Here is a 23,397-nt window from a genome sequence, read left to right as displayed (position 1 = left end):
TTGCATCGCAGCATAGGCATCTACACAACTTTCAAAGGTTGAAAAATCTCTCTGTAGTGAGCGGGCTTGCCCCGCGCTGGGCTGCGAAGCGGCCCCAAACCAGGCGACTCGGTTCTATCTGGAACTCGGCGGTGTCTTTATTGGGGCGGCTTCGCCACCCAGCGCGGGGCAAGCCCGCTCACTACAAAGATGTGTAGATACCTATGTGTATCGCAGGCAAGCCCGCACTTTGTTTGCGGCGTTAATGAGAATGTTTTTTGATCACGCCGCCTCAATATGGAATAGTACCCGCCGTTTTCCCCGGCCTGTCCCGCTGGGGTGCTTTAACGCCGAGGTCTTTGTCATGCGAATGCTGCGCTCCATCCCCACTCTTGCCGCCTGCCTCCTGGCGTTGTCTTCAAGCCTGCTGAGCGCCGCGCCCATCGATCTCAACGACGGCCAGCACGCGGTGCATCTGCCGGATGCACCCAAGCGGGTCGTGGTGCTGGAGTTCTCGTTTCTCGACAGCCTGGCCGCCGTTGACGTCACCCCGGTCGGCGCCGCCGACGATGGCGATGCCAACCGCGTACTGCCCCGTGTGCGCCAAGCCATCGGCCAGTGGACGTCCGTCGGCCTGCGCTCGCAGCCGAGCATCGAAGAAATCGCCCGGCTCAAGCCCGACCTGATCGTCGCCGACCTCAACCGCCATCAGGCGTTGTACAACGACCTGGCGAGTATCGCGCCAACCCTGTTGCTGCCGTCGCGGGGTGAGGATTACCAGGGCAGCCTGAAATCCGCCGAGCTGATCGGCAAGGCCCTCGGCAAAAGCGCGCAGATGCAGGCGCGTATCCAGCAGAACCGAGAAAACCTCAAGGCCATCGCGCAACAGATTCCCGCGGGCGCCAGCGTGTTGTTCGGCGTCGCCCGTGAAGACAGTTTCTCCGTGCACGGCCCGGACTCCTATGCCGGCAGCGTGTTGCAGGCCATCGGCCTGAACGTCCCGTCGGTCCGCGCCAATGCCGCGCCTACCGAATTCGTCAGCCTGGAGCAATTGCTCGCCCTCGACCCGGGCTGGCTGTTGGTCGGCCATTACCGCCGCCCGAGCATCGTCGACAGCTGGAGCAAGCAGCCGCTGTGGCAAGTGCTCGGCGCCGTGCGTAACCAGCACGTGGCCGAAGTCGATGGCGACAGTTGGGCACGCAACCGTGGCGTGCTGGCCTCGGAGCAGATCGCCGAAGACGCGTTGGCGATTCTCAAGGGCGGTAAAGCCGTACTGAGCCAATAGGCATGGGGCGAGGTCTCGCGGCGGCAGGCATTGTGATGCTGGGCGCCTTGTTGTTCTGGCTCTCGTTGTCGAGCTGGTCACCGTTCACGATCACGGCGACGGACGCCTGGAATGGGCTGATTCATCAAGGCAGCGTGGGCGGTAACCGGGCGTATATCGTCGCCCAGCTGCGTGTGCCACGTGCCCTGTGTGCCGCGCTGGTCGGCGCTTGCCTGGGCCTGGCCGGCGCGTTGATGCAGGGCATCACGCGCAACCGCCTGGCCTCGCCCTCCCTGTTTGGCGTGACCGCAGGCGCGGCGCTGGGGCTGGCCTTGTTTTCGACCGGCCTGGTCGCGCCGCCGTTTGCCGGTGGCGCATTGCTGATGACGTGCCTGGGCGGCGCGCTGGCCTGGGTCACGGTGTTCAGCCTCGGCGGTGCCTGGTCGCCGACCACGGCCCAGGGGCGCCTGGTATTGGCCGGCGTTGCGGTGGCGGCGTTATGCGCGGCCTTGACCCGGCTCACGGTGATCCTGGTCGAGGCCCAGGCGCAAAGCGTGCTGAACTGGCTGGCCGGTTCCCTGGCCAATGCCGGCGCCGCGCAGGTGCAACTGCTCTGGCCCTGCACCCTGATCGGCGGGCTGTGGGCACTTTGGTGTGCGCCACGCTTGAACCTGATCAACCTCGGCGAAGACGCCGCGCGCTCCCTGGGCGTGGGCATCGCCAGCCTGCGGTTGCAGGTGTTTATCGCCAGTTTGTTGCTGGTGGGGGCGAGTGTCTGTGCGGTAGGGCCGATTGGGTTTGTCGGCTTGATTGCGCCGAATATCCTTCGTCAGTTCCTGGGCAATGACTACCGCTGGCTGGTCCCGCTGAGCGCGGCATTGGGCGCTGTGATTGTGCTGGGCGCCGACCTGCTCAGCCGCGCCGTGGCCTTCCCGGTGGAGACGCCGGCGGGTGTGGTCACCGCGTTGATCGGCGCACCGTTTTTCCTGTTTCTTGCCAGGCGCGCCCTATGATCCGCCCACGGCTGCGCCTCTGGCTGCTGCTGGGCCTGCTGGCGCTGGCGACGTTGATCAGCCTCAGCGCCGGCACGCTCTGGCTCACGCCCGGCACCGTCTTCGACCGCCTGCTGGCCCACGACGCGCTGGACTTCGAGGTGTGGAACCACCGTCTGCCACGCAGCCTGATCGCGATCCTTGCCGGTGCGGCCTTCGGCCTGGCCGGGGCGATTGTGCAGGGGGTGATCCGCAACCCGCTGGCCTCGCCGGAGATCCTCGGCGTAACCCAGGGCGCCGGTCTGGCGCTGACCGTGGCGATCATCGGCTGGCCGCACTTGCCGGTTGCCTGGCTGCCGCTGGTGGCCTGCCTGGGCGGGGCCGGCGGCGCGTTGCTGCTGGCGCTGTACAACACCGGCGTGAGTTTTTCCGGGGTGCGCTTTGCGCTGTCCGGGGTGGCGATTGCGGTGACCTTGTCCAGCGTCACCGAGTTTCTGATCCTGTCCCATCCGCTGGATATCAACACTGCTTTGCTCGCGCTGACGGGGAGTCTGTGGAGCCGCAACTGGCACCATGTGCTGCTGGTGCTGCCTTTCCTGGTGCTGATCCCTGCGGGCCTGTGCCTGGCCAAGCCGCTGAACCTGATCGCCCTCGGTGACGAAGCGGCCCACAGCCTCGGCACCGCGCTGGGCCGTACACGCTGGCTGGCGATGGCCTGCGCGGTGCTGCTCACCAGCCTGGGCGTTGGGGTGATCGGGCCGATCGGCTTTATCGGCCTGGTCGCGCCACACATGGCGCGCCGCTTGGTGGGCGGGCATCACCAGTACCTGCTGCCGGCCGCGATGCTGATCGGCGCGCTGCTGCTGGTGCTGGCCGATACGCTGGGGCGCACGTTGATCGCGCCCAGCGAAATCCCCGCGGGGGTGCTCACGGCGGTGATTGGCGCGCCGTATTTTCTTTGGTTGCTGGCACGGTTCAAGGGCTGATGACATGAGTATTCTCCACGCACGGCAACTCGACATCGGCTACGGCGCCACGCGCATCGTGCAGGGCCTGTCGTTCGCGCCGCCGGCGGGCAAGGTCACTGCGTTGATCGGCCCCAATGGCTGCGGCAAATCCACCTTGCTCAAGGCGTTTGCGCGCATCCTCAAGCCGACCCAGGGCGAATTGAGCCTGGATGGCCAGGCCTACGCCAGCCTGTCCGCGCGCGAACTGGCGCGGCAGATCGCGTTTTTGCCCCAGGTGCTGCCGCTGCCGGAGGGTGTCAGCGTGCGCCAGTTGGTCGCCTATGGCCGCAGCCCGCATAACTCACTGTGGGGACGTTTGAGTGGCAGCGATCAATCCCACGTGACCCAGGCCATGCAACGCCTGGAACTGGACAACCTGGCCGAGCGCGCGCTGGCCGACCTGTCCGGCGGCCAGCGCCAGCGCGCCTGGCTGGCGATGGTGTTGGCGCAGAACGCGCCGATCGTGTTGCTTGATGAACCCACCACCTACCTCGACATCAGTCACCAAGTTGAACTGCTCGACCTGATGGGCGAACTGGCCGCTGAAGGCAAGACCGTGATCACCGTGCTCCACGATATCAACCAGGCTTGTCGCTACGCCGACCATCTGGCGGTGATGCACGGCGGCAAGTTGGTGGCCGATGGTGCGCCGGCGCAAGTCATCAGTGCCGAGTTGATGCGCCAGGTGTTCGATGTTCAGGTGCAAGTGATGCAGGAGCCGATCGCCGGCACGCCGATGTGCCTGGTGGAAAAAAGCACCCGCGCTCACTGAGGAGTCTTCAATCCTTTATTTGCGGCTCAAGGGCAATTTGGATACGGTGCAAGCTTGCCCACAAGGACGTCCCCATGAAAGAACCCGCCCCCAAGACCCGTCGCGCCCCCAAAGGTGAAAAACGCCGTGAAGAGTTGCTGGATGCGGCCTTGCAGGTGTTTTCCCTGGAAGGCTACAGCAGTGCCTCGATGGCCCAGGTAGCGGCAATTGTTGGTATTTCGGTAGCCGGCCTGTTGCATCACTTTCCCAGCAAGATTTCCTTGTTGATGGGCGTGTTGCAGCGTCGCGACGAGGTTAACCAGCGGATTGCCGATGAGGTACGGGCCGAGAAATCGCTGTCCGGCCTGCTGGGCAGCCTGAGGGCGATTAACCGTTCGAACGCCACTGCGCCAGGGGTAGTGCGGGCCTTTACCATCCTGAATGCGGAAAGTCTGCTCGATACGCATCCGGCCTGGGAGTGGTTCCAGTCACGGTATGCGGCGATTCATCAGCGCATGCAGGCGCAATTTGCCGACCTGGTGGCGGCGGGGGAGGTGCGCGGTGACGTGGACATCGCCGGGCTGGTGCAGGAAATCCTGGCCATGATGGATGGCCTGCAGATCCAGTGGCTGCGTTTTCCCGAGCAGGTGGACCTGGTGGCGCGGTTCGATAGTTATATTGCGCGGGTCGATGCAGCCATCAGAACCTGAGTTGCCCCTGCAGGCAACTGATGTATGAAGATCCAAATGTGGGAGCTGGCTTGCCTGCGATAGCGGTGAGTCAGGCATCAAATGTGCCGACTGAAACTCCGCTATCGCGGGCAAGCCCGCTCCCACAAAAACCACTCTTCTTACCTGTTAGTTACCGGTAGCACTGCCCTGGCTGCTGTCATCGCTCATGTCATAGCCATCACCGTCGCTGGTGCCGCTGTCACCTTCATTCTGGTGCAGCACGCCGCCGGTCTTCACCGTCGAGTCACGCAGCGTCGAATTGAGCGCCGAGCGCGGCAACGGGTTGCTGGTGGTGGTCGACAGTTCCTGGCGGAACGGGTTGACCAACTTGGCGTTCAGGCGAATATCCTGGGACGACGCGCCCACGGACAGGTTGAAGCTGTCCGCATCCACCACCCATTGCTTGCTCGCCACGTCGTAGTAGGCCAGCGAGCGATCGTTGAGTTCGATGGTCACGCGCTTGCTCTCGCCAGGTTTGAGGAACACCTTCTTGTAGCCCTTGAGCTCCTTGATCGCGCGTTCGACTTTCGGGCTGGCCTGGCCCACGTACAACTCGGCCACTTCGGCGCCCGCCACCTTGCCGGTGTTGGTCAGGTCGAACGACACCTTGATCGGCGCACCCGCCACTGCCACGCCAGGGCTCACCTTGATGTTGCTGTAGCCGAAGGTGGTGTACGACAAGCCGTACCCGAACGGGTAGAGCGGCTTGATGCCTTTCTTCTCGTAGCCGCGGTAGCCCAGGAACAGGTCGTCCTTGTAGCTCATCTCGGCCAGGGTTTCCTGGTTGTCGAATTTCGGGAAGGTCGCGTAGATCGGGTTGTCTTCGATGTTGCGTTCGATGCTGATCGGCAGCTTGGCCGACGGGTTGACCTTGCCCAACAGGATTTCCGCCAGGGCCTGGCCGCCGTTCTGCCCAGGGTAGAACGCATGCAACGCGGCCGGTACCTGATCGATCCAGTCGCTCATCTTCAAGCCGGTGCCGCCGTGCAGGGTGACCACGGTGTTCGGGTTGACCTTGGCAATACTCTGGATCAGCAGGTTCTGGTACTCCGGCAGGTCGAAACTGTGGTCGAAGCCTTCGCCTTCGTATTCATTGCTGTTACCGGCGGCAACCAATACCGCGTCGTACTTGGCCAGGTCCTGTGGCGCAACCAGCGAAGCCCAGCTCATTTGCACGCCGACCAGGCCGCCCATGGTCGAGAGGTAGCCGTTACGACGCGAGTATTCCAGCTTGATGTCGACGGGTTTGCCGGCTTCCAGATTGACCTTGGCGAACACCGGGATGGTCGGCGGGATGCTGTTGTTCGGCAGCGGTTTGCCGTCGCCGTTGTCGAGGACTTTCTGGCCGTTGACGTAAAGGCGCACCGCACCGTCGGCGCGGACCTTGAATACCTGTTCGCCGCTGACGCTCGGGGTGATCTGGCCGCTGTAGCGAATCGAGGTGGCGGCGGTATCACCGTTCACCGGCAGGCTGTCGGTGGACCAGTCGAGGTCGACATGCGCGTCGGTGCGGCTGGCGGCCGGGTCACCGGACCAGTTGGTGTTGCTGAAGAACTCGGTCTTCAGGCCTTTGACAGGATTGCCATTGCTGTCTGCATGGGTCCAGCTCGACGTGGCCGGGTCCAAAGACAGCCCGTCGATGAACTCGACCTTGGCGCCCGGCGCCAGTTGCTGCAGGCCGCTCAGTTCACTGATGTAGTTGGCGGCCATCACGTTGGCGCTGCCAAAACCGGTGGGCGGCGCGTACTTGGCCAGGGTGCCGACCACGGCGATGCGCTTGACCTTCTTCGCGTCCAGCGGCAACAGGTTGTTCTGGTTTTTCAGCAGCACGATGCCTTCGCGGGCGGCGTTCAGCGCCACGCGGTTGCTGGTGGCGCTGTTCATGTTGTGGCTGGTCAACGGCGCCTTGCTGTCGAACTTGTACAGGTAGATCTGCTTGAGAATGCGCCGCACCTTGTCATCGATGGTCGCGCTGCTCAGTTCGCCACTGTCCAGGTACGGCTTGAGCACCGTGCTGTTCATCTGGTAGCCCATCATGTCCAGGTCGGTGCCGGCCTGTGCCGCCGGCAGACCGTTGACCACCGCGTTGTAGTCGCTCTGCACAAAGCCCGGGTAGCCCCATTCGGTCTTCAGGATGTCGCGCATCAGGTGTTTGTTCTGGCAGGCGAACTCGCCGTTCACCTTCTGGAACGCGCACATCATCATCGCGACCTTGCTGTTCTTCGAGGCGGACTCGAACGGCGGCAGGGTCATCTCGCGCAGCACGCGCTCGCTGATGATTTCATCAAGGTGGAAGCGGTTGCTTTCCTGGTCGTTGGCGGCGAAATGCTTGGCGTTGGCCCACACCCCGCGTGACTGGATCCCGTTGATCACCGCCGGTGCCAGGCTGGCGCCGAGGAACGGGTCTTCACCGGACAGATACTCAAACGCGCGACCGCTGTACGGCATGCGATACAGGTTGACGCCTGGGCCTGTGACGAACTGATAGCCACCGCTGGCGGTGTCATAGCCCAAGGCCCGGCCCAGGTCGATGGCGCGGCGCGGGTTCCAGCTGGCGGCCAGGTTCGGCCCGGACGGGTACACCACGCCCTGCGCGTTACCTTCGCTGGTGTAGCGCACGCCCACGCCGCCGTCGGCGCCGTGAATCTGTGGCACGCCATACTGGGTCAGTGGCTTGACATCCCAACCACCGGTGCCGCCGATGTAGGCGAGTTTCTCCTCCATGGTCATCTTCGCCAGGGTTTTATCCGCAGCCTTTTCCGCGCGGCTCACGCGGCCCTCATCCAGAGCGGGACTGGTTGCCGCATGCACCTGGGACACGGCCAGCGCCAACAGGGCGAATGCCGACTGGGCACCGATCATTTTACGTTTATTCATGGGTCTCTCCGACAACTGTTCAGTAAACGTGGTGCGCCGAGAAGTGTGAATTTCTGTGCGCGCTCGTCACTTTTTTCTGGGCAATAGTTGCCCGTGATCGCAATTTTTAACCGATGGCTAATTGCAACTATTTGGCGAATTTCGCAGTTTTAAAAGTGTAGTAATTATATTGATTGTTATTGTGCGTAATGCCTATTTGATATCGTTTGATGGCATTTTTAAATCGTAAAAACCGCATAATTAAGGCAATTCTTGCGGGTATAAGTCAAACGAAAGCTAATTTTTGCGTAAAATAAGAAATAATTTCTTACGTTCTGGAACTATCTCTAAACCTACCAGTCGATTGGTTTAAGAAAATTTGTCGAGTCGTGGCTAAGTAGTGGCATTGCTCGGTGGTTCTAAAGTGCCATGCCTTACACAGGCTGTAATACACAACGCTTTGGTGTAGGGTCTTGAGCGAGTTCAAGGCGCCACCTGAGTGATCTGCTGTTTTTTGATCTGGAGAATGTTGATGAAGATTTCCCTGTTGGGTGCCGGTTTTGTACTGAGCGTTGCGCTAAGCGGCGCAGCAATGGCGGCTGAGTCCACGGACGCTGATGCCACATCCGGGGCCACCGATTCCACGGTGTTGACCCAGACCCACGATGCCAAGGCGGCTAAAAAGCAGAAGGCCGAAACCACCAAGGGTGGCCGGCCGTTGAACAGCAGCCAGGCGACGCCGAAGACCTCTAACTAACGGGAAGTGCGGTCCCCCTGTGGGAGCGGGCTTGCCCGCGATAGCGGTGTATCAGCTGCACATGCGGCAGCTGATGCAATGCTTTCGCGAGCAAACCCGCTCCCACAAGTGTTTCCCACAGACCCTTGGCACATCGCCCCTCAGATTTTTACCCATGCCCAGCCCCTCGACGCCCCGCGATGCCTGCCAACTGCACATCCCGCACACCGAACAGGTGTGCGCGTGGCTGATGCAACACGCCGGCTTGAAAACCGTTGACCTGGAGCGCGCCCGACGCCTGTCCCAGGAAGGCGGTGACACCGAGTTGCTCGGCCTGCTCACCCGGCTGGGGCTGGTCTCCGAAGTGGAACTGGCCCGAGCCTGGGCTGATTTGCTCGGCGCGCCGCTGCTGCTGGCCGATGCCGCGCCACCGTTGCTGGACCCCTTGCCCCTGCTGACCGAACGCTTCATGCGCCACTACCAGGTAGTGCCCGCGGGCTGGAGTCAGGGGGGCCTGCGGGTGTTGGCGGCCAACCCGTCGCTGGTGTACCCGTTCCAGGCCATCGCCTATGCCTGCGGCGTGCCGGTGTGGCTGGCCATCGGCCCGCGCAATGAAGTCGAGACCCTGATCGAGCGCTACTACGGCCAGGGCCGCTCGGCCATGGGCACCCTGATCGAAAACCTCGACGAGCAGGGCGGGGCGCTGGAAGACATCGAGCACCTCAAGGACATGGCCTCCGAAGCCCCGGTGATTCGCCTGGTCAACCTGATCCTGCAGCGCGCGGTGGAACATCGCGCCTCGGACATTCATATCGAGCCGTTCGAAAACCAGCTCAAGGTGCGCTACCGCATCGACGGTGTGCTGCACGAAGCCGAGGCGCCGCCGTCCAGCTCGTCGGCGGCGGTGATTTCGCGGGTGAAGATCATGGCGCGCCTGGACATCGCCGAGCGGCGCTTGCCCCAGGACGGGCGCATCATGCTGCGCATCCAGGGCAAGGAACTCGACTTGCGCGTGTCCACGGTGCCCACCAGTTTCGGCGAATCGGTGGTCATGCGTTTGCTTGATCGCCAGACCGTGAGCTTCGACTTCCAGAGCCTGGGCTTTGACGGCCAGCGCCTGGAAACCTTTCTTGAAGTGTTGGAACGCCCCCATGGCATCCTGCTGGTCACCGGGCCCACCGGCTCGGGCAAAACCACCACCCTGTACACCGCGTTGTCGCGCCTCAATACCGCCGAGCGCAAGATCATCACGGTTGAAGACCCGGTGGAATATCAACTGGAAGGCATCAACCAGATCCAGGTCAAGCCGGCCATCGGCCTGGACTTCGCCGGCGCGCTGCGCTCCATCGTGCGCCAGGACCCGGACGTGATCATGATCGGTGAAATCCGCGACCTGGAAACCTGCCGCATCGCTATCCAATCATCCCTCACCGGGCACCTGGTGCTGTCGACCCTGCACACCAACAGCGCGGCAGCGAGTATCACGCGCTTGCTGGATATGGGCGTCGAAAGCTACCTGATCGCCTCGACGGTCAACGGCATCCTGGCCCAGCGCCTGGTGCGGCGCCTTGACCCGGCCACCCGCGAAGCCTTTGAAGCGCCGCCGCAACTGATCGCCGAACACGGCCTGGACCGGTTTACCGACCAGCGTCCGATCATGCTCTACCGGCCCCGCGCCGATGCACCGGGCGGTGGTTACCATGGCCGTAGCGCAATCACCGAGCTGCTGGTGATGAACGAAGAACTGCGCAGCCTGCTGATGCGCCAGGCCGATGCCGCCACCCTGGAAGCTGCCGCCCGCCGTGGCGGCCTGCGCACCTTGCATGAAGAGGGCCTGCGCCAGGCCGTCGCCGGCGTGACGTCGTTGGAGGAAGTCCTGCGCGTGACCCGAGGGGAGGGCACGTGAGCCTGTTCAAATACCGCGCGCTCGACAGCCAGGGCCAAGCGCAAAACGGCACCCTGGAAGCCCGGGATCAGGACGCCGCCGTCGCCGCGCTGCACAAGCGCGGCTTGCTGTTATTGCAGATCGATGCAGCGGGCGCCCAAGGGTTGCGCAACGCCTTTGGCCGGGGTCAATTGAACGGCGCGGCGCTGGTCAGTTTTACCCAGCAATTGGCAACGTTACTGGGCGCCGGCCAACCGCTGGAACGCTCGCTGGGGATTTTGCTCAAGCAGCCCGGCCAGCCTCAAACCCGCGCGTTGATTGAACGTATTCGCGAACACGTAAAGGCCGGTCAGCCCTTGTCCAAGGCGCTGGAAGAGGAAGGCAGCCAGTTTTCGCCGTTATACCTGAGCATGGTGCGTGCCGGCGAAGCGGGTGGCGCGCTGGAGGACACCCTGCGCCAGCTCAGCGACTATCTGGAACGCAGCCAGTTACTCAGGGGCGAAGTGATCAACGCCCTGATCTATCCGGCATTCCTGGTGGTGGGCGTGCTCGGTTCGCTGGCCCTGTTGCTGGCTTACGTGGTGCCGCAGTTCGTGCCGATCTTCAAGGACCTGGGCGTGCCCATCCCGCTGATCACCGAGGTGATTCTGGCGCTCGGCCAATTCCTCGGTGCCTATGGTCTGGCCGTGCTGGCCGGCCTGATCGTGACGATCTGGGCACTCGCCGCGCGCCTGCGCGACCCCCAACGCCGGGAAAAACATGACCGCCGCCTCCTCGGCATTCGCCTCATCGGGCCACTGCTGCAACGGGTCGAAGCCGCCCGTCTGGCGCGCACCCTGGGCACCTTGCTCAGCAACGGCGTGGCGCTGCTGCAAGCCTTGGTCATCGCCCGGCAGGTCTGCACCAACCGCGCCCTGCAGGCGCAGGTTGCCCAGGCCGCCGAATCCGTCAAGGGCGGCGGAACCCTGGCCAGCGCCTTCGGTGCCCAGCCGCTGCTGCCTGACCTGGCCCTGCAAATGATTGAAGTCGGCGAACAGGCCGGCGAACTCGACAGCATGCTGCTCAAGGTCGCCGACGTGTTCGACGTCGAAGCCAAACGCGGCATCGACCGCCTGCTCGCCGCGCTGGTGCCGTCCCTGACCGTGATCATGGCGGTGCTGGTGGCGGTGATCATGCTGGCGATCATGCTGCCGCTGATGAGCCTGACCAGCAATATATGAACCCTCAAGGATCCATACCTATGCGCCATACCCGATTCAAGCCCGCCCGCCGCCAGGGCGGTTTTACCCTGTTGGAAATGCTCGCGGTGATCGTACTGCTGGGCATCGTTGCCACCATCGTGGTGCGTCAGGTCGGCGGCAACGTGGACAAGGGCAAATACGGCGCGGGCAAGGCGCAACTGGCCAGCCTGAGCATGAAAATCGAAAGCTACGGGCTGGACGTTGGTTCGCCGCCCAAGACTCTGCAACAACTGGTCGACAAGCCCGGCAACAGCGCCGGCTGGGCCGGGCCGTACGCCAAGCCGTCCGACCTCAAGGACCCGTTCGGCCATGCCTTTGGCTATCGCTTCCCCGGTGAACACGGCGCCTTTGACCTGATCTTCTACGGCCAGGACGGCCAGCCCGGCGGTGAAGGCTACAGCGCCGACCTGGGCAACTGGGAATAATCCGCGACCATGATCAACCCCCAACGCGGCTTTACCTTGCTGGAAATGCTGGTGGTGATCGTCTTGATCAGCATCGCGGCCGGGTTGGTTGGGTTTGGTCTGCAACAAGGCTTGCGTGCCGCGACAGAGCGCCAGGCCGTCGGGCAGATGGTCGAGGCACTGCGCAGCACGCGCGCACGGGCGATCATCAGCGGCCGTACCGAAAGGACCCTGTTTGACCTGCATGCGCTGAGCTTCCAGGCGCCGGGTCGACCGTTGAAACATTGGCCGGCCGGCCTGCAAGTGACCCTGCACACCGCCGAGCACGCAGGCTCTGCGGTTGAGTTCTACGCCGATGGCAGCTCCACCGGCGGCAACCTGCTGCTGGCCAATGGCAGCCGGCGTTGGCGCATCGATATTGGCTGGCTGACCGGCAGCGTGCAGTCCAAGGCGCTGCCATGAAACGCCAAAGCGGTTTCACGCTGCTGGAGATGCTCGCCGCGCTCACGCTCATGGCGATTTGCAGCAGCGTGCTGCTGGTTGCTTTCGGCCAAAGCGCGCGCTCGCTATTGCAGGTGGCCCACAGCGACCGGCTCAGTCATGCCGCCGTCAGCGTGATGGATCAGGAAGCGTCGGGGCCTCTGGCGGCGGGTGTGCGCAGCGGCCAGTTGGACGGCATCGACTGGCAACTGCGCATCGCCCTGCAACCCACGCGCATCGGTCAGCCACACTTGTTTCGCCTCGACCTGACGGTCAGCGAGGGGCCGCGCCACGCCAGTTTCAGCACCTTGAAACTGCGTGCGGCAGGGGCCGGCTTGTGAAGTGCCGTCAGCAGGGCTTCACCCTGCTCGAAATCATGATCGTGCTGAGTCTGCTCGGCGTGTTACTGACCTTGGTCGGTGGCGCGCTGCTGGGCGCCAATCGTGCGGTGCTCAAGGCGCAGCGCTACACGGTGAGCCTGGATGAAATGCGCGCCGCGCAACAGTTTTTGCGCACTTCCATCAGTGAGGCGTTGCCCCTGGATGTCACCGAGGACGACAGTCAGACCGATGGCTTTTTCGCCGGCAGCGCGCAGCGCATGCAGTTTGTCGCGACCTTGCCAGGGGTGCTCGGTGGCGGGATTCAGCGCTTCACCCTGCAGTTGACCGGCCCCGAGGCGCAACGCGATTTGCAGGTGGCGTTCGCGCGCTTTGAGCCCCAGGCGCAGGTCAGCGTGCCAGCATCGCGCGGCGAACCGCAGGTGTTGCTCAAAAACGTTGAGGATCTGCAGTTCAGCTATCGCGGCGTGTCGCCCAAGGGCCAGGCCACCGGCTGGATCAACGAGTGGCCGTGGAGCAAGCGCCTGCCCTACGCGGTGCGTATTGACGCACGGGTGAACGGGCCGGTGCCGTGGGTCACCCAAGTGGTTGCGTTGCGCCTGAACCTGTCGGGCGGGGCACCGGAATGATCAGGCATCAGCGTGGTGTCGCGCTGTTGCTGGTGCTGTGGGTGCTGGCCCTGCTCAGTCTGTTGCTGGGCGGCCTGGCCGGCTGGGTGCAACTGGAAACCCGCCAGGCGGCCTGGCACCGCCAGCACACCCAGGCGGTGCTGGCCGCCGAGGCGGGTGTGGCGCTGGCCATGCAGGCACTGGCCGACCCGTTGCAGCGCAAGCAGTGGGTGGCTGACGGGCGAGAAATCCGCTTGGTGTTCGACGATGCCCAGCTGCAGGTGAGCCTGCACAGCGAGCGCGGCAAGTTGTATTTGAATAGCGCCCAGGTGGCGGATTTCGCCCGCCTGGCCCTGGCCTGCGGCGCGACCCAGGCCCAGGCCAATCAACTCGCCAGGGCCCTGGAACAGCGCCGCAACCAGGGCCTGGCGCCGTTCCGGGTGGTGGAAGAAGTACGGCAATTGCCGGGCATGACCCAGGCGCTATACAGCGCACTGGTGCCCGAGATCAGCCTGTGGAGTGGGCTGGACCGGCCCGATCCGGCATTCGCCAGCCCGTTGATGCGCCGCGCGCTGAACCTGACGCATCAGAGCGCAGTGGGCGCCGACGCCGGTGATGTGCTGGTCATCGGCAGCCGCGCACAACGGCCCGGCGGCTACCACGCCCACGTGCAAGCCACGGTCTTATTGAGCCCCGCGCAAGGCAGCGCACAACCTTATCGAGTCTTACGTTGGCAAGAATGAACGAACCGTTATCCGCACGCCTGCAGTTGCTGGCGCAGCCCATCACGCAACGCTGGCGCGGCAGCCTGCTGCAACTGGGCTGGCGGCTGTGGCTCAAGGAACTGCGTGGTTGCCTGCCGGTGTGGTTACTGCCAGACGATCTCCCCGAGCAGGTCTATCGCTGGCCGTTGACCGCGCCCGTGGAAAAACCCGCTGGTCCCGCGCGTCAGGTGCTGCTGCTGGCGCCCGGCGCGGTGCTGATGCAAACCCTGCAATTGCCCCCGGCCGCCGCGCGCAACCTGTCCACGGTGGTGGGCTATGAACTGGACCGCTTTACCCCGTTTGATCCCGACCAGCTGTATTTCGTCGCGCGGCAGGAGCGTCGCACCCCCACGCACTTGCAGGTGACACTGGTCGCGATCCTGCGCGAGCGCCTGGACCAGATGCTCACTGAGTGCGCGGCCCTGGGTTTACATCCCCATGCGGTGGATGTAGACACAGGCGCAGGCACGCCCATGGGCATCGACTTGCTGCCGGTACCGTTGCGACCGCGTCAGCGACCGCAGGGCAAGGGCTTGCAACGCAGTTTGCCGTGGCTGTGCGGGGCCTTGCTGATTGCGGCGATGCTGCTGTGGCTCGACGACCGCCAACGTGTGCTCGACGCCATGCAGCACAGCGTACGCGAGCAAAAAGCCCAGGTCGCCGAGGTCCAGGCGCTGCGCCAGCAACTGCTCAATACCCGTGGCGCCGCGCAATACCTGATCCGCCGCAAGGCCGCCCAGCCGCCGTTGGCGGCGCTGCTCAACGAGCTGACCGCTTGCCTGCCGTCCGATACCTGGCTCGATCAGTTGGAGGTCAACGACGGCGCCGACGTGTCCTTCTCCGGGCAAAGCGCCAAGGCCAGTGCCCTGATCACCCGGATCAAGGCCTGCCACAGCCTGGAAAACGCCCAGTTCGAAGGGGTGATTCAACCCGACGCGCAAACCGGCAAGGATCAGTTTTCCTTGCGCGCCCACTTGCACCAGGAGACAGGCGATGCGCCGACCACTGACACCCCGTGAACGCCGTGGCGCAGCCCTGATCGGCCTGGCCCTGGTGCTTGGCGCCGGTTATTGGCTGCTGGTCGACAGTTGGTTCGCCGGCCCCTTGCGCGCCATGGATGAGCAGGCCGAGCAGTTACGTGAACAGCAGCAACGCTATGCCGGCGTATTGCGCCAGGGCGATAGCGTGCGCCAACAGTTGGAGCAAGCCCGCCAGGACCCGGCCAGCAGCACCAGCCTGTTGCCCGGTGATGACCCCAGCGCGGTCGCGGCGGACCTGATGCAACGCATCGCCGACCTGATCAACAGCCGCGCCGGCCTTGGTGGCGGCTGCAGCCTCACCCAGCGCATGCCCATCACCCCGGAACAGGACGACAGCGAGCCCTATCGCCAGGTCAAAGTCAGCCTGACCCTCAACTGCGCCATCGAACCCTTGACCGCGATCCTGCATGAGCTGGAATACCAGCGGCCTTTTCTGTTCATCGACGAACTGAGCATCCGCCGCCCGCCGAACGCACCCGCCACCGGCGGTGCCGGCCAGTTGATTGTGCATGTGTTGGTGCGCGGCTACCTGCAGCCGGCCGCCGCGCCGCAGGTGCGCCGATGATCAATGCATTGCGTCCCCTGGAGTGGCTGTTGCTTGGCATCGCCGGGCTGTTGGGCCTGTTGATGGTCGGCATCTTCAGCAGCATCGGCGATGCGCCGCAGTGGTTGCCGGCGCCCGCGCCGGATGCCCGCGCCAACGCTTCGGCCACCGTGCTAGTGGCCCCCGAGGCCACCCTGGAAAGCCTCGCGGGTACGTGGCAAACCCCGCTATTCAGCCCTGACCGCAGCCCTGATCGTACGGTCGGCCAGGCGTCCGTCACCAGCCTGTCGAGCCTGACGCTGACCGGTATCGTTCTCGACGGCGACCTGCGTGTTGCGCTGCTCAAACGCGCGGACGGCCCGCCGCTGAAGGTTCATCAGAACCAGACCCTGCCCAACGGCTGGCGCCTGGAACAGCTCACGCCCCGCGAAGCCCGCTTTGTCCTCGACGGCCGCGCGCAGACCCTGAGCCTGCGCGCGCCGCGTCTGCCGGCGCCGTCCACGACCCCCCCGATTACCCTTCCTCACGAGTCCGCCCCTTGATCGATACTTTCCCCGGCGCTTTGCGCACCACCGTGTTTTGTCTGGCTACCGCCGTTTCCCTCGGTGGCTGCGGGACATTCCCCGAGCATCTCGACCCGGACGAGGCGCTGTTGCACGAAGCGATGCAAGGCACCGGTTCCCAGCGCCCGCCGGTAGACCCGGCCAGCGAACGGGCGCCGGTCGACAGCGGCCAGCCCCAGGCCAAGACGCCGCCCCAACGCCAACTGATTCGCGGTAACCAGCAGTTCGTGCGCCCGCCCGTAGCGGCGCCGGCGATGAAGGAGGAGGGCAGCGGCGACATCGTGTTCAATTTCGCCGACCAGCCGATCGAGGCGGTGATCAACAGCGTGATGGGCGATCTACTGCACGAGAACTACAGCATCGCCCAGGGCGTGAAGGGCAACGTCAGCTTTTCCACCTCAAAACCTGTGAACAAGCAGCAGGCATTGTCGATTCTGGAAACGCTGTTGTCATGGACTGACAACGCGATGATCAAGCAGGGCAACCGCTATGTGATCCTGCCCGCCAACCAGGCGGTGGCGGGCAAGCTGGTGCCTGAAATGCGCGTGTCGCAGCCGTCCAGCGGGCTTTCGGCGCGGCTGTTTCCACTGCGTTATATCTCGGCCACCGAGATGCAGAAACTGCTCAAGCCGTTCGCCCGCGAGAATGCATTCCTGCTGGTGGACCCGGCGCGCAATGTGCTGAGCCTGGCCGGTACTCCCGAGGAATTGGCCAACTACCAGGACACCATCGACACCTTCGATGTGGACTGGCTCAAGGGCATGTCGGTGGGCGTGTTCGGCCTGCAACGCGCCTCGGTGGCCGAGCTGATGCCCGAGCTGCAAAAAATGTTCGGCCCCGACAGCGGCATGCCCCTGGCGGGCATGGTGCGGTTCCTGCCGATCGAACGGACCAACTCAGTCGTCGCGATCTCGTCACAGCCGCAATACCTCAGCGAAGTGGGCGACTGGATCCACACCATCGACGAAGGCGGCGGCAACGAGCCGCAGATGTACGTCTACGATGTGCGCAATATGAAGGCCACCGACCTGGCCAAATACCTGCGGCAAATCTACGGCACGGGCGCGATCAAGGACGATGCCCCGGCCAAGGTCGCCCCCGGTCTGCGCACCGCGACGTTGTCTTCGCCAGGCACCAACAGCACCTCCGGCAGCACGCCCGGTGGCTTGAGTAACAACCTGAACAGCAACCAGCCGCCCGCCGAGGAGGAGCAGCAGGAGCCCGAAGCCGAGCAGGACAATCCCGAGCAGGGCACCACCGAAGACGCCCCGGCCAAGAGCCTCGACGCCGGCACTCGCATCACCGCGCAAAAAAGCAGTAACCAACTGCTGGTGCGCACCCGGCCGGTGCAATGGAAAGAGATCGAATCGGCGATCAAGCGCCTCGACAACCCACCGCTGCAAGTGCAGATCGAGACGCGCATCCTTGAGGTCAAACTCACCGGCGAACTGGACCTGGGCGTGCAATGGTACCTGGGCCGCCTGGCCGGTAATTCCAACAGCACCACCGTGGCCAACACCGCCGGTAGCCAAGGTGCGCTTGGCGCAGGCGGCGCAGGTTTGGGCGCGGCGGATTCGTTGTTCTATTCCTTCGTCAGCTCCAACCTGCAAGTGGCCTTGCACGCCCTGGAAACCAACGGCCGCACCCAGGTGCTGTCGGCGCCGTCGCTGGTGGTGATGAACAACCAGCCGGCGCAGATCCAGGTGGGCGACAACATTCCTATCAGCCAGACCACGGTCAACACCGGCACCTCCGACACGACGTTGAGCAGTGTCGAATATGTGCAGACCGGCGTGATTCTGGACGTGGTGCCGCGCATCAATCCGGGCGGCCTGGTGTACATGGACATCCAGCAACAGGTCAGCGATGCCCAGGACCCGCCCAACAGCAATGACCCACAAACCAACCCGCGCATCTCCACGCGCTCGGTATCGACCCAGGTGGCGGTGCAGAGTGGCCAGACGGTGTTATTGGGCGGCTTGATCAAGCAGGACAATGCCGACAGTGTCAGTGCGGTGCCGTACCTTGGCAAGATTCCCGGGTTGCGCTGGTTGTTTGGCAATACCAGCAAATCCAAGGATCGCACCGAATTGATCGTGCTGATTACGCCAAGGGTCATCACCAGCAGCAGCCAGGCGCGGCAGGTGACGGATGACTATCGCCAGCAGATGCAATTGCTGCGGCCTGCTCAGTGAGCTTGACCTCTGTTGATCGTTCCCACGCTCCGCGTGGGAATGCCGCCTGGGGCGCTCCGCGTCCCGCCGACAGTTCAATGTGTACAGGTGACGCAGAGCGTCACGGGATGCATTCCCACGCGGAGCGTGGGAACGATCAAACTGGGTGTGCCTGAGGGACCGAGGTGTCTGCATCGCAGGCAAGCCAGCTCCCACAGAAAACCATGATCCAGGCTGACTTTCTGCGTTTGCGCGTCTCGGAATTTTCCGACAAGGTTTTCGGGTTGTCGCTCGGCTCGAACACAGCCTGTTTCTCTGAGAGAAATCCCACAACTAAGTGGGATTTTTCATTCTTCCTGCCCGTTTTTTTCTTCCTAGGATGGCGCGGTCGCTTGAATGCAAGCGAGACGGCAAGGCTGTTCCCATCAGCCCAAAGCCCTCAGTGAATGCTTAGGAGTCAAAACATGAAGATGACCAGTGTGAGCAAACGCCTGCGCCGCTCGGCCTGGGCCGTGATCGTCGCCGGTGCCTTGGCGGGCTGCGCCGCGACGCCGCCGCCTGCGGTAAAAATCTCCCTGGCCCGTGATTCGGTAGGACGTGCCCTTGCGGCACAAGCGACCCAGTTCGCCCCGCTGGAGATGAAGACCGCCCAGGACAAACTGGCGCGCATGGAGCAGGCCATCGGCGAAATGAATTACGTCGAAGTCGACGCCTTGGCCGACCAGATCGAAGCCGACGCCAGCCTGGCCGAAGCCAAGGCCACTGCGGTGCGTAAGCAACAGGTCTTGAAGCAGGCGCGAGAGGGCATCCAGGTGCTCAAGCAGGAAATGCTCGACGCCCCCGCCACTACCCACTGAGGATCCCCCATGCGTGCCACTTTAGTCATTCCCGTTCTTTCGGCCCTGGGCCTGGCGCTGGCCGGTTGCGCCACCCCTCCGGAAAATCCCCAACTGCTGCAAGCGCGCAGCCAGTTCTCCAGCCTGCAGGAGAAACCCGAGTCCAACACCCTGGCGGCGGTCGAAACGCGCATCGCGTCCAACGCGCTGGACCGCGCCAACCAGGTGTCGCTGCACAGCCGTACCGACCCGCAGATCGACCAGCTCGCCTACCTGGCGACGCAGAAAATAGCCCTGGCCGAGCAGATCATCGTCAGCCGCAAGACCGACGCCCAACTCGATAACATCGCGGTCGACCGTACCCAGGTGCAGCTCGACGTGCGCACCGCGCAGCTCAAGGCGCTGCAAGCGATCAAAGCCCAGCCGACCGAGCGTGGCCAGGTCGTCACCTTTGGAGACGTGCTGTTCGATACCGGCAAGGCCGAGCTGAAGCCGGGCAGCCAACGGGACTTGCAGGGGCTGGCGAACTTCCTGGTGCAGAACCCGGAACGTCAGGTACGCGTAGAGGGCTTCACCGACAGCACCGGTGGCGATGCCTACAACCAGCGCTTGTCCGAGCTGCGTGCCCATGCGGTCGCCCGTGGCCTGCAGCGCCTCGGTGTGGGGTTTGAGCGCATGGCGGTGGTCGGCTATGGCAAGCAATTCCCGGTTGCCGACAACCTGAGCGCGCCGTCACGCCAGTTGAATCGCCGTGTGGAAGTCATCGTGTCCAACGACGCTTCGGCGGTCAGCGCGCGGCGTTAAGCGCAATCAGTCAAAGCCGATGATGGCTTTGGTTTCCAGGTATTCCTCAAAACCAAAGACACCGTACTCCCGGCCGTTCCCCGAGCGCTTGTAGCCACCGAAGGGCGCCATGGGGTTCCAGGCCGGGTAGTTCAGGTGTACTTGCCCGGCCCGGATGCGTGACGCGACGGCACGTGCAAGGTCAAGGTCCTGCCCCTGAACATGGGCGCCCAGCCCGTAGACGGTGTCATTGGCGATCGCGACCGCTTCATCGACCGTGTCATACGCAATCAGGCAGAGCACCGGGCCGAATATTTCCTCTTGGGCGATGCGCATGGCCGTGGCCACTTCAGAGAACACAGTCGGTCGGGCATAGAACCCCTTTGCAAAACCCGGCGCACGTCCGGGCCCACCGCACACCAGTTTTGCCCCTTCATCCAGACCTGCCTGGATCATCGCTTGAACACGATTGAATTGTGCTTCGTTGGCTATCGGGCCCAATTGGGTCGCCTCCAATTGCGGTTCACCGACGATCAGTGCATTGGCAGTCTGCGCCGCCAGGGCTTCGACCTCTGCCAGGCGGTTCCTGGGCACGATCATCCGGGTCGGCGCGCTGCACGATTGCCCGACGTTGCGAAACGCCGACAGCACGCCCAGCGGCACGGCCTTGGCGAAGTCTGCGTCGGGCAACAGCACATTCGGCGACTTGCCGCCCAACTCCTGTGTGACCCGCTTCACGGTCGTGGCGGCGGCCTGCGCAACCAGCGCACCGGCGCGGTTCGAGCCGGTGATGGAAATCATATCGATGTCCGGGTGGGCAGCGATGGCGGCGCCCACTTCCGGGCCGCTGCCGTTGACCAGGTTGAACACGCCGGGCGGCACGCCTGCGTCGTGCAGCAGTTGTGCAAAAAGCAGGGCGCTCAGGGGCGACAGTTCACTGGGTTTCAAGATGACGGTGCACCCGGCGGCGATCGCTGGGGCGACTTTTGCGGTGATTTGGTACAGCGGCCAGTTCCAGGGCGTGATCAGGCCGCACACCCCGATGGGCTCGCGTTCAATCGCAGTACCGTTCTCGACCGTGCGAAAGCGATAGCTGGACAACAGGTCACGTGCAACGCGAACGTGTTCGGCCGCCAGCGGCACCTGCATGGCTCGCGCAAAACCGATGGCGGCACCCATCTCAAGCGAAATGGCCTGCGCCAGTGCCTCTTTGCGCTCAAGGATCAGCTCATGGATTTTCCCGATGACGTGCGCGCGCGATTCGACGGAGCGAGCAGACCACTCAGGGAACGCTGCACGCGCCGCCGCGACCGCGCGGTCCACATCCTCGGCCGAGCCGCGCGCCACCTGCGCCACCACCTCTTCGGTGGCCGGGTTGACCACCGGCAAACTGGCCGGGACGGCAGGGTTCGTCCAACGGCCGTTGATGTAAAACTGCTGGGACGTTGGCAGATCAACGCTGTCGCTATTCGAAGAGTGTGTGGTCATCCAACGGGCTCCTTGGAGCGGTGATAAGCGCTGCGAACAGCGGGGCCGGGCGTCTGGATACGCTAACAAAACCACCCAGGCGAAAGATGCCGTAGTTCAAGCCTGCAAGGAATATTCTGCTGAATCCGGCAGGTTAGCCACGCGTTACACATAGGCCCGGTTCATATGAGTTTCCCTGTACTGAGAAGACCGGTGGGCAACTGTGCTGCCATCGATGGCTGGGTGAACCGGCGGATATCGAAGGGGCTGATGGCGGTGCTGGTGCCGCCGGTGCTGAGCAGTTCGGCCATCACATCGCCGACGCCCGGGCCCAGCTGGAAGCCATGGCCGCAGAAGCCAAACGCATAAAACAGCCCGTCCACGAGCGTCCTGTTGAGCAACGATGGCAGCGTCGCCCGGCGCTGGGCCGAGCAAGGCCTGGGGCTGGTGCTGCGTTCGCAATGGGATGTGAGCGAGGCCATTGCCAACGGCAGCCTGGTACGGGTATTGGCCGATTGGCGTTTTGACAGCGCACCGGTCAACTTGCTGGTGCCGTCGCGCAAGCTTCGCAGCCCACGCGTGCAGGCGTTGGTGGCGTTTCTGGAGGATGCGTTGAGGGTGTGAAGGGGATCACCACCACTTCCATTTGCCCTGTTGTTTCAGCGTGATAATCCTTGCTTCACGCTTGTGCCGGATTTCTATCATCTGATGGCGTAGTTCGCGGCAGCGGTTGCTGTTGAGGATTAGCAGACCGGTCAGGGGCGCGAGGACAGACATGAAGTAGAGGTAAATGTCGGGGTTGTAGGTGATTGAAAGCAGCGAGGCCAGAAAACAGAAGCAATAGACGCCTACGTTTATCCAGACCCAATGAATGTGGCCGTACAACACTTGTGCTTGTGCAATACAGAACACCGCACTGATCGCTATTCCGCTAAAAAACCAGTTACGTAACGTTGCATCTTCCGCTGCTCCGCAAAGATAAGTATCCAATACAAGCAAACCGGTCAGGGCAATTGAAAAACATCCAGCGAGTATCCAGCCACCCATCACGTAGATGTAGCGTTTTCGCAGCAATCTTGGGTCAATCAGGTAGAAAATCGAGTAATGGAAGTCGTCTTCACTCATTGTTTTCCCGTCAGGAGCGGAGCTGTCGGCATACCCTTTTTCTTTTAGGATCTTTCGTGCGCGCTGCTTTTTCACTGGCTGAGTTCTTCGTAAATTCCGATAGCGAGTGTTCTGACATTCCCAGACATAGCGCTGCTGGTAATCCCTGATGCTCCTGCCATTGCATCTCTTATGTAATTGATCGTGGCACGTTGCATGTGTGTTGGGCTGATGCGTTTGGTGGCGGTACCAGCGGCTTGCTTCAGTTTGAGCAATTTTGTTGTCAGTCGCGGGTCATTTATTTTGAGCAGTTCGTCATTGAGTTTCGCCCGCTCTTGTCGGGTAAGCCCTCTGAGTACCTCTCGCAGAGATTTGCCCGTGATCCTTGTACTGAAATTGATAGCTTTTACTGCCGTCAAGGCCGATGCCCCGATTCCAACTAACGCGATGCCGTCCAGTACAGCAATTGCTGCCTGGTACCAGGCTTCGTCATCGAGACGGTCGAGCGCTTGCGGGGCGATCAATTCTGCGCTGGTCCTACCAATGCCTATAAAACACTGAGTGACGCTGACTGCCATGGCTGCCTGGCCAATAAACGTAATCACCACGCTGAACTACTTTTTTGGGCTGCACGCTGCAAACCGCCTGAAAATCGCGCAGTGTTACCACACTGAATTCTTCATCGATATACACCACTGCTGCGCCGATCAGTGCCGGGTCGGTGTCGATGGCAAAGAACAATCGCTGCAGGTCGATGCTGCTTTCCAACCGTTGGCGGGTCGTGCGATGGGCTGAGGGAAAGCCATCCTTGAACAGGGCGCTTGTCATTCCTTAACTCCTGGGTTCGGGA

The 23,397-nt window shown here is 63.0% G+C and carries 24 protein-coding genes and 2 pseudogenes; 20 read left to right on the top strand and 6 right to left on the bottom strand.

Annotated features, from left to right (window positions below; translation table 11 throughout):
* Nucleotides 1–349: 349 nt before the first annotated feature.
* The 5 genes from BLL36_RS08365 to BLL36_RS08345 all read left to right on the top strand — a co-directional run bounded on the left by BLL36_RS08365 (nucleotide 350) and on the right by BLL36_RS08345 (nucleotide 4,703).
* On the top strand, nucleotides 350–1,264 hold the full coding sequence (locus BLL36_RS08365; RefSeq protein WP_394329478.1) for a Fe(3+) dicitrate ABC transporter substrate-binding protein: 915 nt from the start codon (nucleotides 350–352) through the stop codon (nucleotides 1,262–1,264).
* A gap of 2 nt (nucleotides 1,265–1,266) precedes the next feature.
* Nucleotides 1,267–2,256 (top strand): iron-dicitrate ABC transporter permease FecC, encoded by a 990-nt coding sequence (fecC, locus tag BLL36_RS08360; RefSeq protein ID WP_076950979.1) that lies wholly within the window; start codon nucleotides 1,267–1,269, stop codon nucleotides 2,254–2,256.
* The gene (locus BLL36_RS08355; protein ID WP_076950978.1) at nucleotides 2,253–3,221 is read left to right on the top strand and encodes an iron chelate uptake ABC transporter family permease subunit; all 969 of its coding nucleotides are present in this window, start codon (nucleotides 2,253–2,255) and stop codon (nucleotides 3,219–3,221) included. The genes fecC and BLL36_RS08355 overlap by 4 nt, the downstream gene beginning before the upstream one ends.
* A 4-nt stretch (nucleotides 3,222–3,225) precedes the next feature.
* The gene (gene fecE, locus BLL36_RS08350; protein WP_076950977.1) at nucleotides 3,226–4,014 is read left to right on the top strand and encodes a Fe(3+) dicitrate ABC transporter ATP-binding protein FecE; all 789 of its coding nucleotides are present in this window, start codon (nucleotides 3,226–3,228) and stop codon (nucleotides 4,012–4,014) included.
* 74 nt (nucleotides 4,015–4,088) lie between these two features.
* On the top strand, nucleotides 4,089–4,703 hold the full coding sequence (locus BLL36_RS08345) for a TetR/AcrR family transcriptional regulator (RefSeq protein ID WP_076950976.1): 615 nt from the start codon (nucleotides 4,089–4,091) through the stop codon (nucleotides 4,701–4,703).
* A 147-nt stretch (nucleotides 4,704–4,850) separates the two neighbouring features.
* Here the strand turns inward: BLL36_RS08345 and BLL36_RS08340 are convergent, their stop codons facing one another.
* Nucleotides 4,851–7,601, bottom strand: a complete 2,751-nt coding sequence (locus BLL36_RS08340; protein WP_076950975.1) for a beta-glucosidase — start codon at nucleotides 7,599–7,601, stop codon at nucleotides 4,851–4,853.
* Between the two features lie 511 nt (nucleotides 7,602–8,112).
* On the opposite strand from BLL36_RS08340, the gene BLL36_RS08335 reads away from it, so the two are divergent.
* The 14 genes from BLL36_RS08335 (at nucleotide 8,113) to BLL36_RS08270 (ending at nucleotide 19,997) form a co-directional block, all read left to right on the top strand.
* A complete protein-coding gene (locus BLL36_RS08335; protein ID WP_076950974.1) occupies nucleotides 8,113–8,337 on the top strand; it encodes a hypothetical protein in 225 nt (74 codons plus the stop codon).
* Between the two features lie 154 nt (nucleotides 8,338–8,491).
* Entirely contained in the window at nucleotides 8,492–10,222 is a 1,731-nt protein-coding gene (gene gspE, locus BLL36_RS08330) for a type II secretion system ATPase GspE (protein WP_076950973.1), read from the top strand.
* Complete coding sequence (gspF, locus tag BLL36_RS08325; RefSeq protein ID WP_076950972.1) at nucleotides 10,219–11,421, top strand: type II secretion system inner membrane protein GspF; 1,203 nt, start codon at nucleotides 10,219–10,221, stop codon at nucleotides 11,419–11,421. Before gspE ends, gspF begins: the two co-directional genes overlap by 4 nt.
* Before the next feature lie 20 nt (nucleotides 11,422–11,441).
* A complete protein-coding gene (gspG, locus tag BLL36_RS08320) occupies nucleotides 11,442–11,867 on the top strand; it encodes a type II secretion system major pseudopilin GspG (RefSeq protein ID WP_024076412.1) in 426 nt (141 codons plus the stop codon).
* 9 nt (nucleotides 11,868–11,876) lie between these two features.
* Nucleotides 11,877–12,308, top strand: a complete 432-nt coding sequence (locus BLL36_RS08315) for a GspH/FimT family pseudopilin (protein ID WP_076950970.1) — start codon at nucleotides 11,877–11,879, stop codon at nucleotides 12,306–12,308.
* Nucleotides 12,305–12,667 carry a prepilin-type N-terminal cleavage/methylation domain-containing protein gene (locus BLL36_RS08310; protein ID WP_076950969.1) on the top strand — a complete coding sequence of 121 codons (363 nt, stop codon included), beginning with the start codon at nucleotides 12,305–12,307 and terminating at the stop codon, nucleotides 12,665–12,667. The genes BLL36_RS08315 and BLL36_RS08310 overlap by 4 nt, the downstream gene beginning before the upstream one ends.
* Nucleotides 12,664–13,293 carry a prepilin-type N-terminal cleavage/methylation domain-containing protein gene (locus BLL36_RS08305; RefSeq protein ID WP_076950968.1) on the top strand — a complete coding sequence of 210 codons (630 nt, stop codon included), beginning with the start codon at nucleotides 12,664–12,666 and terminating at the stop codon, nucleotides 13,291–13,293. Before BLL36_RS08310 ends, BLL36_RS08305 begins: the two co-directional genes overlap by 4 nt.
* A complete protein-coding gene (locus BLL36_RS08300) occupies nucleotides 13,290–14,015 on the top strand; it encodes a type II secretion system protein GspK (RefSeq protein ID WP_076950967.1) in 726 nt (241 codons plus the stop codon). Before BLL36_RS08305 ends, BLL36_RS08300 begins: the two co-directional genes overlap by 4 nt.
* Nucleotides 14,012–15,055, top strand: coding sequence for a type II secretion system protein GspL (locus BLL36_RS08295; RefSeq protein ID WP_076950966.1), 1,044 nt, complete (start codon nucleotides 14,012–14,014; stop codon nucleotides 15,053–15,055). Before BLL36_RS08300 ends, BLL36_RS08295 begins: the two co-directional genes overlap by 4 nt.
* A complete protein-coding gene (gene gspM / locus BLL36_RS08290; protein ID WP_076950965.1) occupies nucleotides 15,030–15,641 on the top strand; it encodes a type II secretion system protein GspM in 612 nt (203 codons plus the stop codon). Before BLL36_RS08295 ends, gspM begins: the two co-directional genes overlap by 26 nt.
* Nucleotides 15,638–16,162, top strand: a complete 525-nt coding sequence (locus tag BLL36_RS08285) for a general secretion pathway protein GspN (protein ID WP_076950964.1) — start codon at nucleotides 15,638–15,640, stop codon at nucleotides 16,160–16,162. The genes gspM and BLL36_RS08285 overlap by 4 nt, the downstream gene beginning before the upstream one ends.
* Nucleotides 16,159–18,378, top strand: a complete 2,220-nt coding sequence (gene gspD / locus BLL36_RS08280) for a type II secretion system secretin GspD (protein WP_076950963.1) — start codon at nucleotides 16,159–16,161, stop codon at nucleotides 18,376–18,378. The genes BLL36_RS08285 and gspD overlap by 4 nt, the downstream gene beginning before the upstream one ends.
* A 443-nt stretch (nucleotides 18,379–18,821) precedes the next feature.
* The gene (locus BLL36_RS08275) at nucleotides 18,822–19,214 is read left to right on the top strand and encodes a DUF4398 domain-containing protein (protein ID WP_076950962.1); all 393 of its coding nucleotides are present in this window, start codon (nucleotides 18,822–18,824) and stop codon (nucleotides 19,212–19,214) included.
* 9 nt (nucleotides 19,215–19,223) lie between these two features.
* Nucleotides 19,224–19,997: an OmpA family protein gene (locus BLL36_RS08270; RefSeq protein WP_076950961.1), complete on the top strand. Its 774-nt coding sequence runs from the start codon at nucleotides 19,224–19,226 to the stop codon at nucleotides 19,995–19,997.
* Nucleotides 19,998–20,003: 6 nt separating this feature from the next.
* On the opposite strand, the gene BLL36_RS08265 is transcribed toward BLL36_RS08270, so the two are convergent.
* Both BLL36_RS08265 and BLL36_RS30415 read right to left on the bottom strand, forming a co-directional pair.
* Nucleotides 20,004–21,464: an aldehyde dehydrogenase family protein gene (locus BLL36_RS08265; RefSeq protein ID WP_076950960.1), complete on the bottom strand. Its 1,461-nt coding sequence runs from the start codon at nucleotides 21,462–21,464 to the stop codon at nucleotides 20,004–20,006.
* Between the two features lie 161 nt (nucleotides 21,465–21,625).
* Nucleotides 21,626–21,829 (bottom strand): annotated as a pseudogene (locus tag BLL36_RS30415) (sarcosine oxidase subunit beta); the annotation flags it as partial.
* A gap of 4 nt (nucleotides 21,830–21,833) precedes the next feature.
* Between BLL36_RS30415 and BLL36_RS08260 the strand changes: the two are divergent.
* Nucleotides 21,834–22,067 (top strand): annotated as a pseudogene (locus BLL36_RS08260) (LysR substrate-binding domain-containing protein); the annotation flags it as partial.
* Nucleotides 22,068–22,073: 6 nt separating this feature from the next.
* On the opposite strand, the gene BLL36_RS08255 reads toward BLL36_RS08260, so the two are convergent.
* Genes BLL36_RS08255 through BLL36_RS31630 form a run of 3 tightly spaced genes read right to left on the bottom strand, consistent with a single transcriptional unit; the run spans nucleotide 22,074 to nucleotide 23,375 of the window.
* On the bottom strand, nucleotides 22,074–22,643 hold the full coding sequence (locus BLL36_RS08255) for a hypothetical protein (RefSeq protein WP_231998915.1): 570 nt from the start codon (nucleotides 22,641–22,643) through the stop codon (nucleotides 22,074–22,076).
* Nucleotides 22,640–23,071 carry a hypothetical protein gene (locus tag BLL36_RS31640; protein ID WP_394329477.1) on the bottom strand — a complete coding sequence of 144 codons (432 nt, stop codon included), beginning with the start codon at nucleotides 23,069–23,071 and terminating at the stop codon, nucleotides 22,640–22,642. The genes BLL36_RS08255 and BLL36_RS31640 overlap by 4 nt, the downstream gene beginning before the upstream one ends.
* A 13-nt stretch (nucleotides 23,072–23,084) precedes the next feature.
* Nucleotides 23,085–23,375: a hypothetical protein gene (locus BLL36_RS31630; RefSeq protein WP_394329476.1), complete on the bottom strand. Its 291-nt coding sequence runs from the start codon at nucleotides 23,373–23,375 to the stop codon at nucleotides 23,085–23,087.
* Between the last annotated feature and the right edge of the window lie 22 nt (nucleotides 23,376–23,397).

This window comes from Pseudomonas cedrina subsp. cedrina (assembly GCF_001983175.1).
GTDB lineage: Bacteria > Pseudomonadota > Gammaproteobacteria > Pseudomonadales > Pseudomonadaceae > Aquipseudomonas > Aquipseudomonas cedrina.
This window is presented reverse-complemented; position numbering and strand designations above follow the sequence as displayed.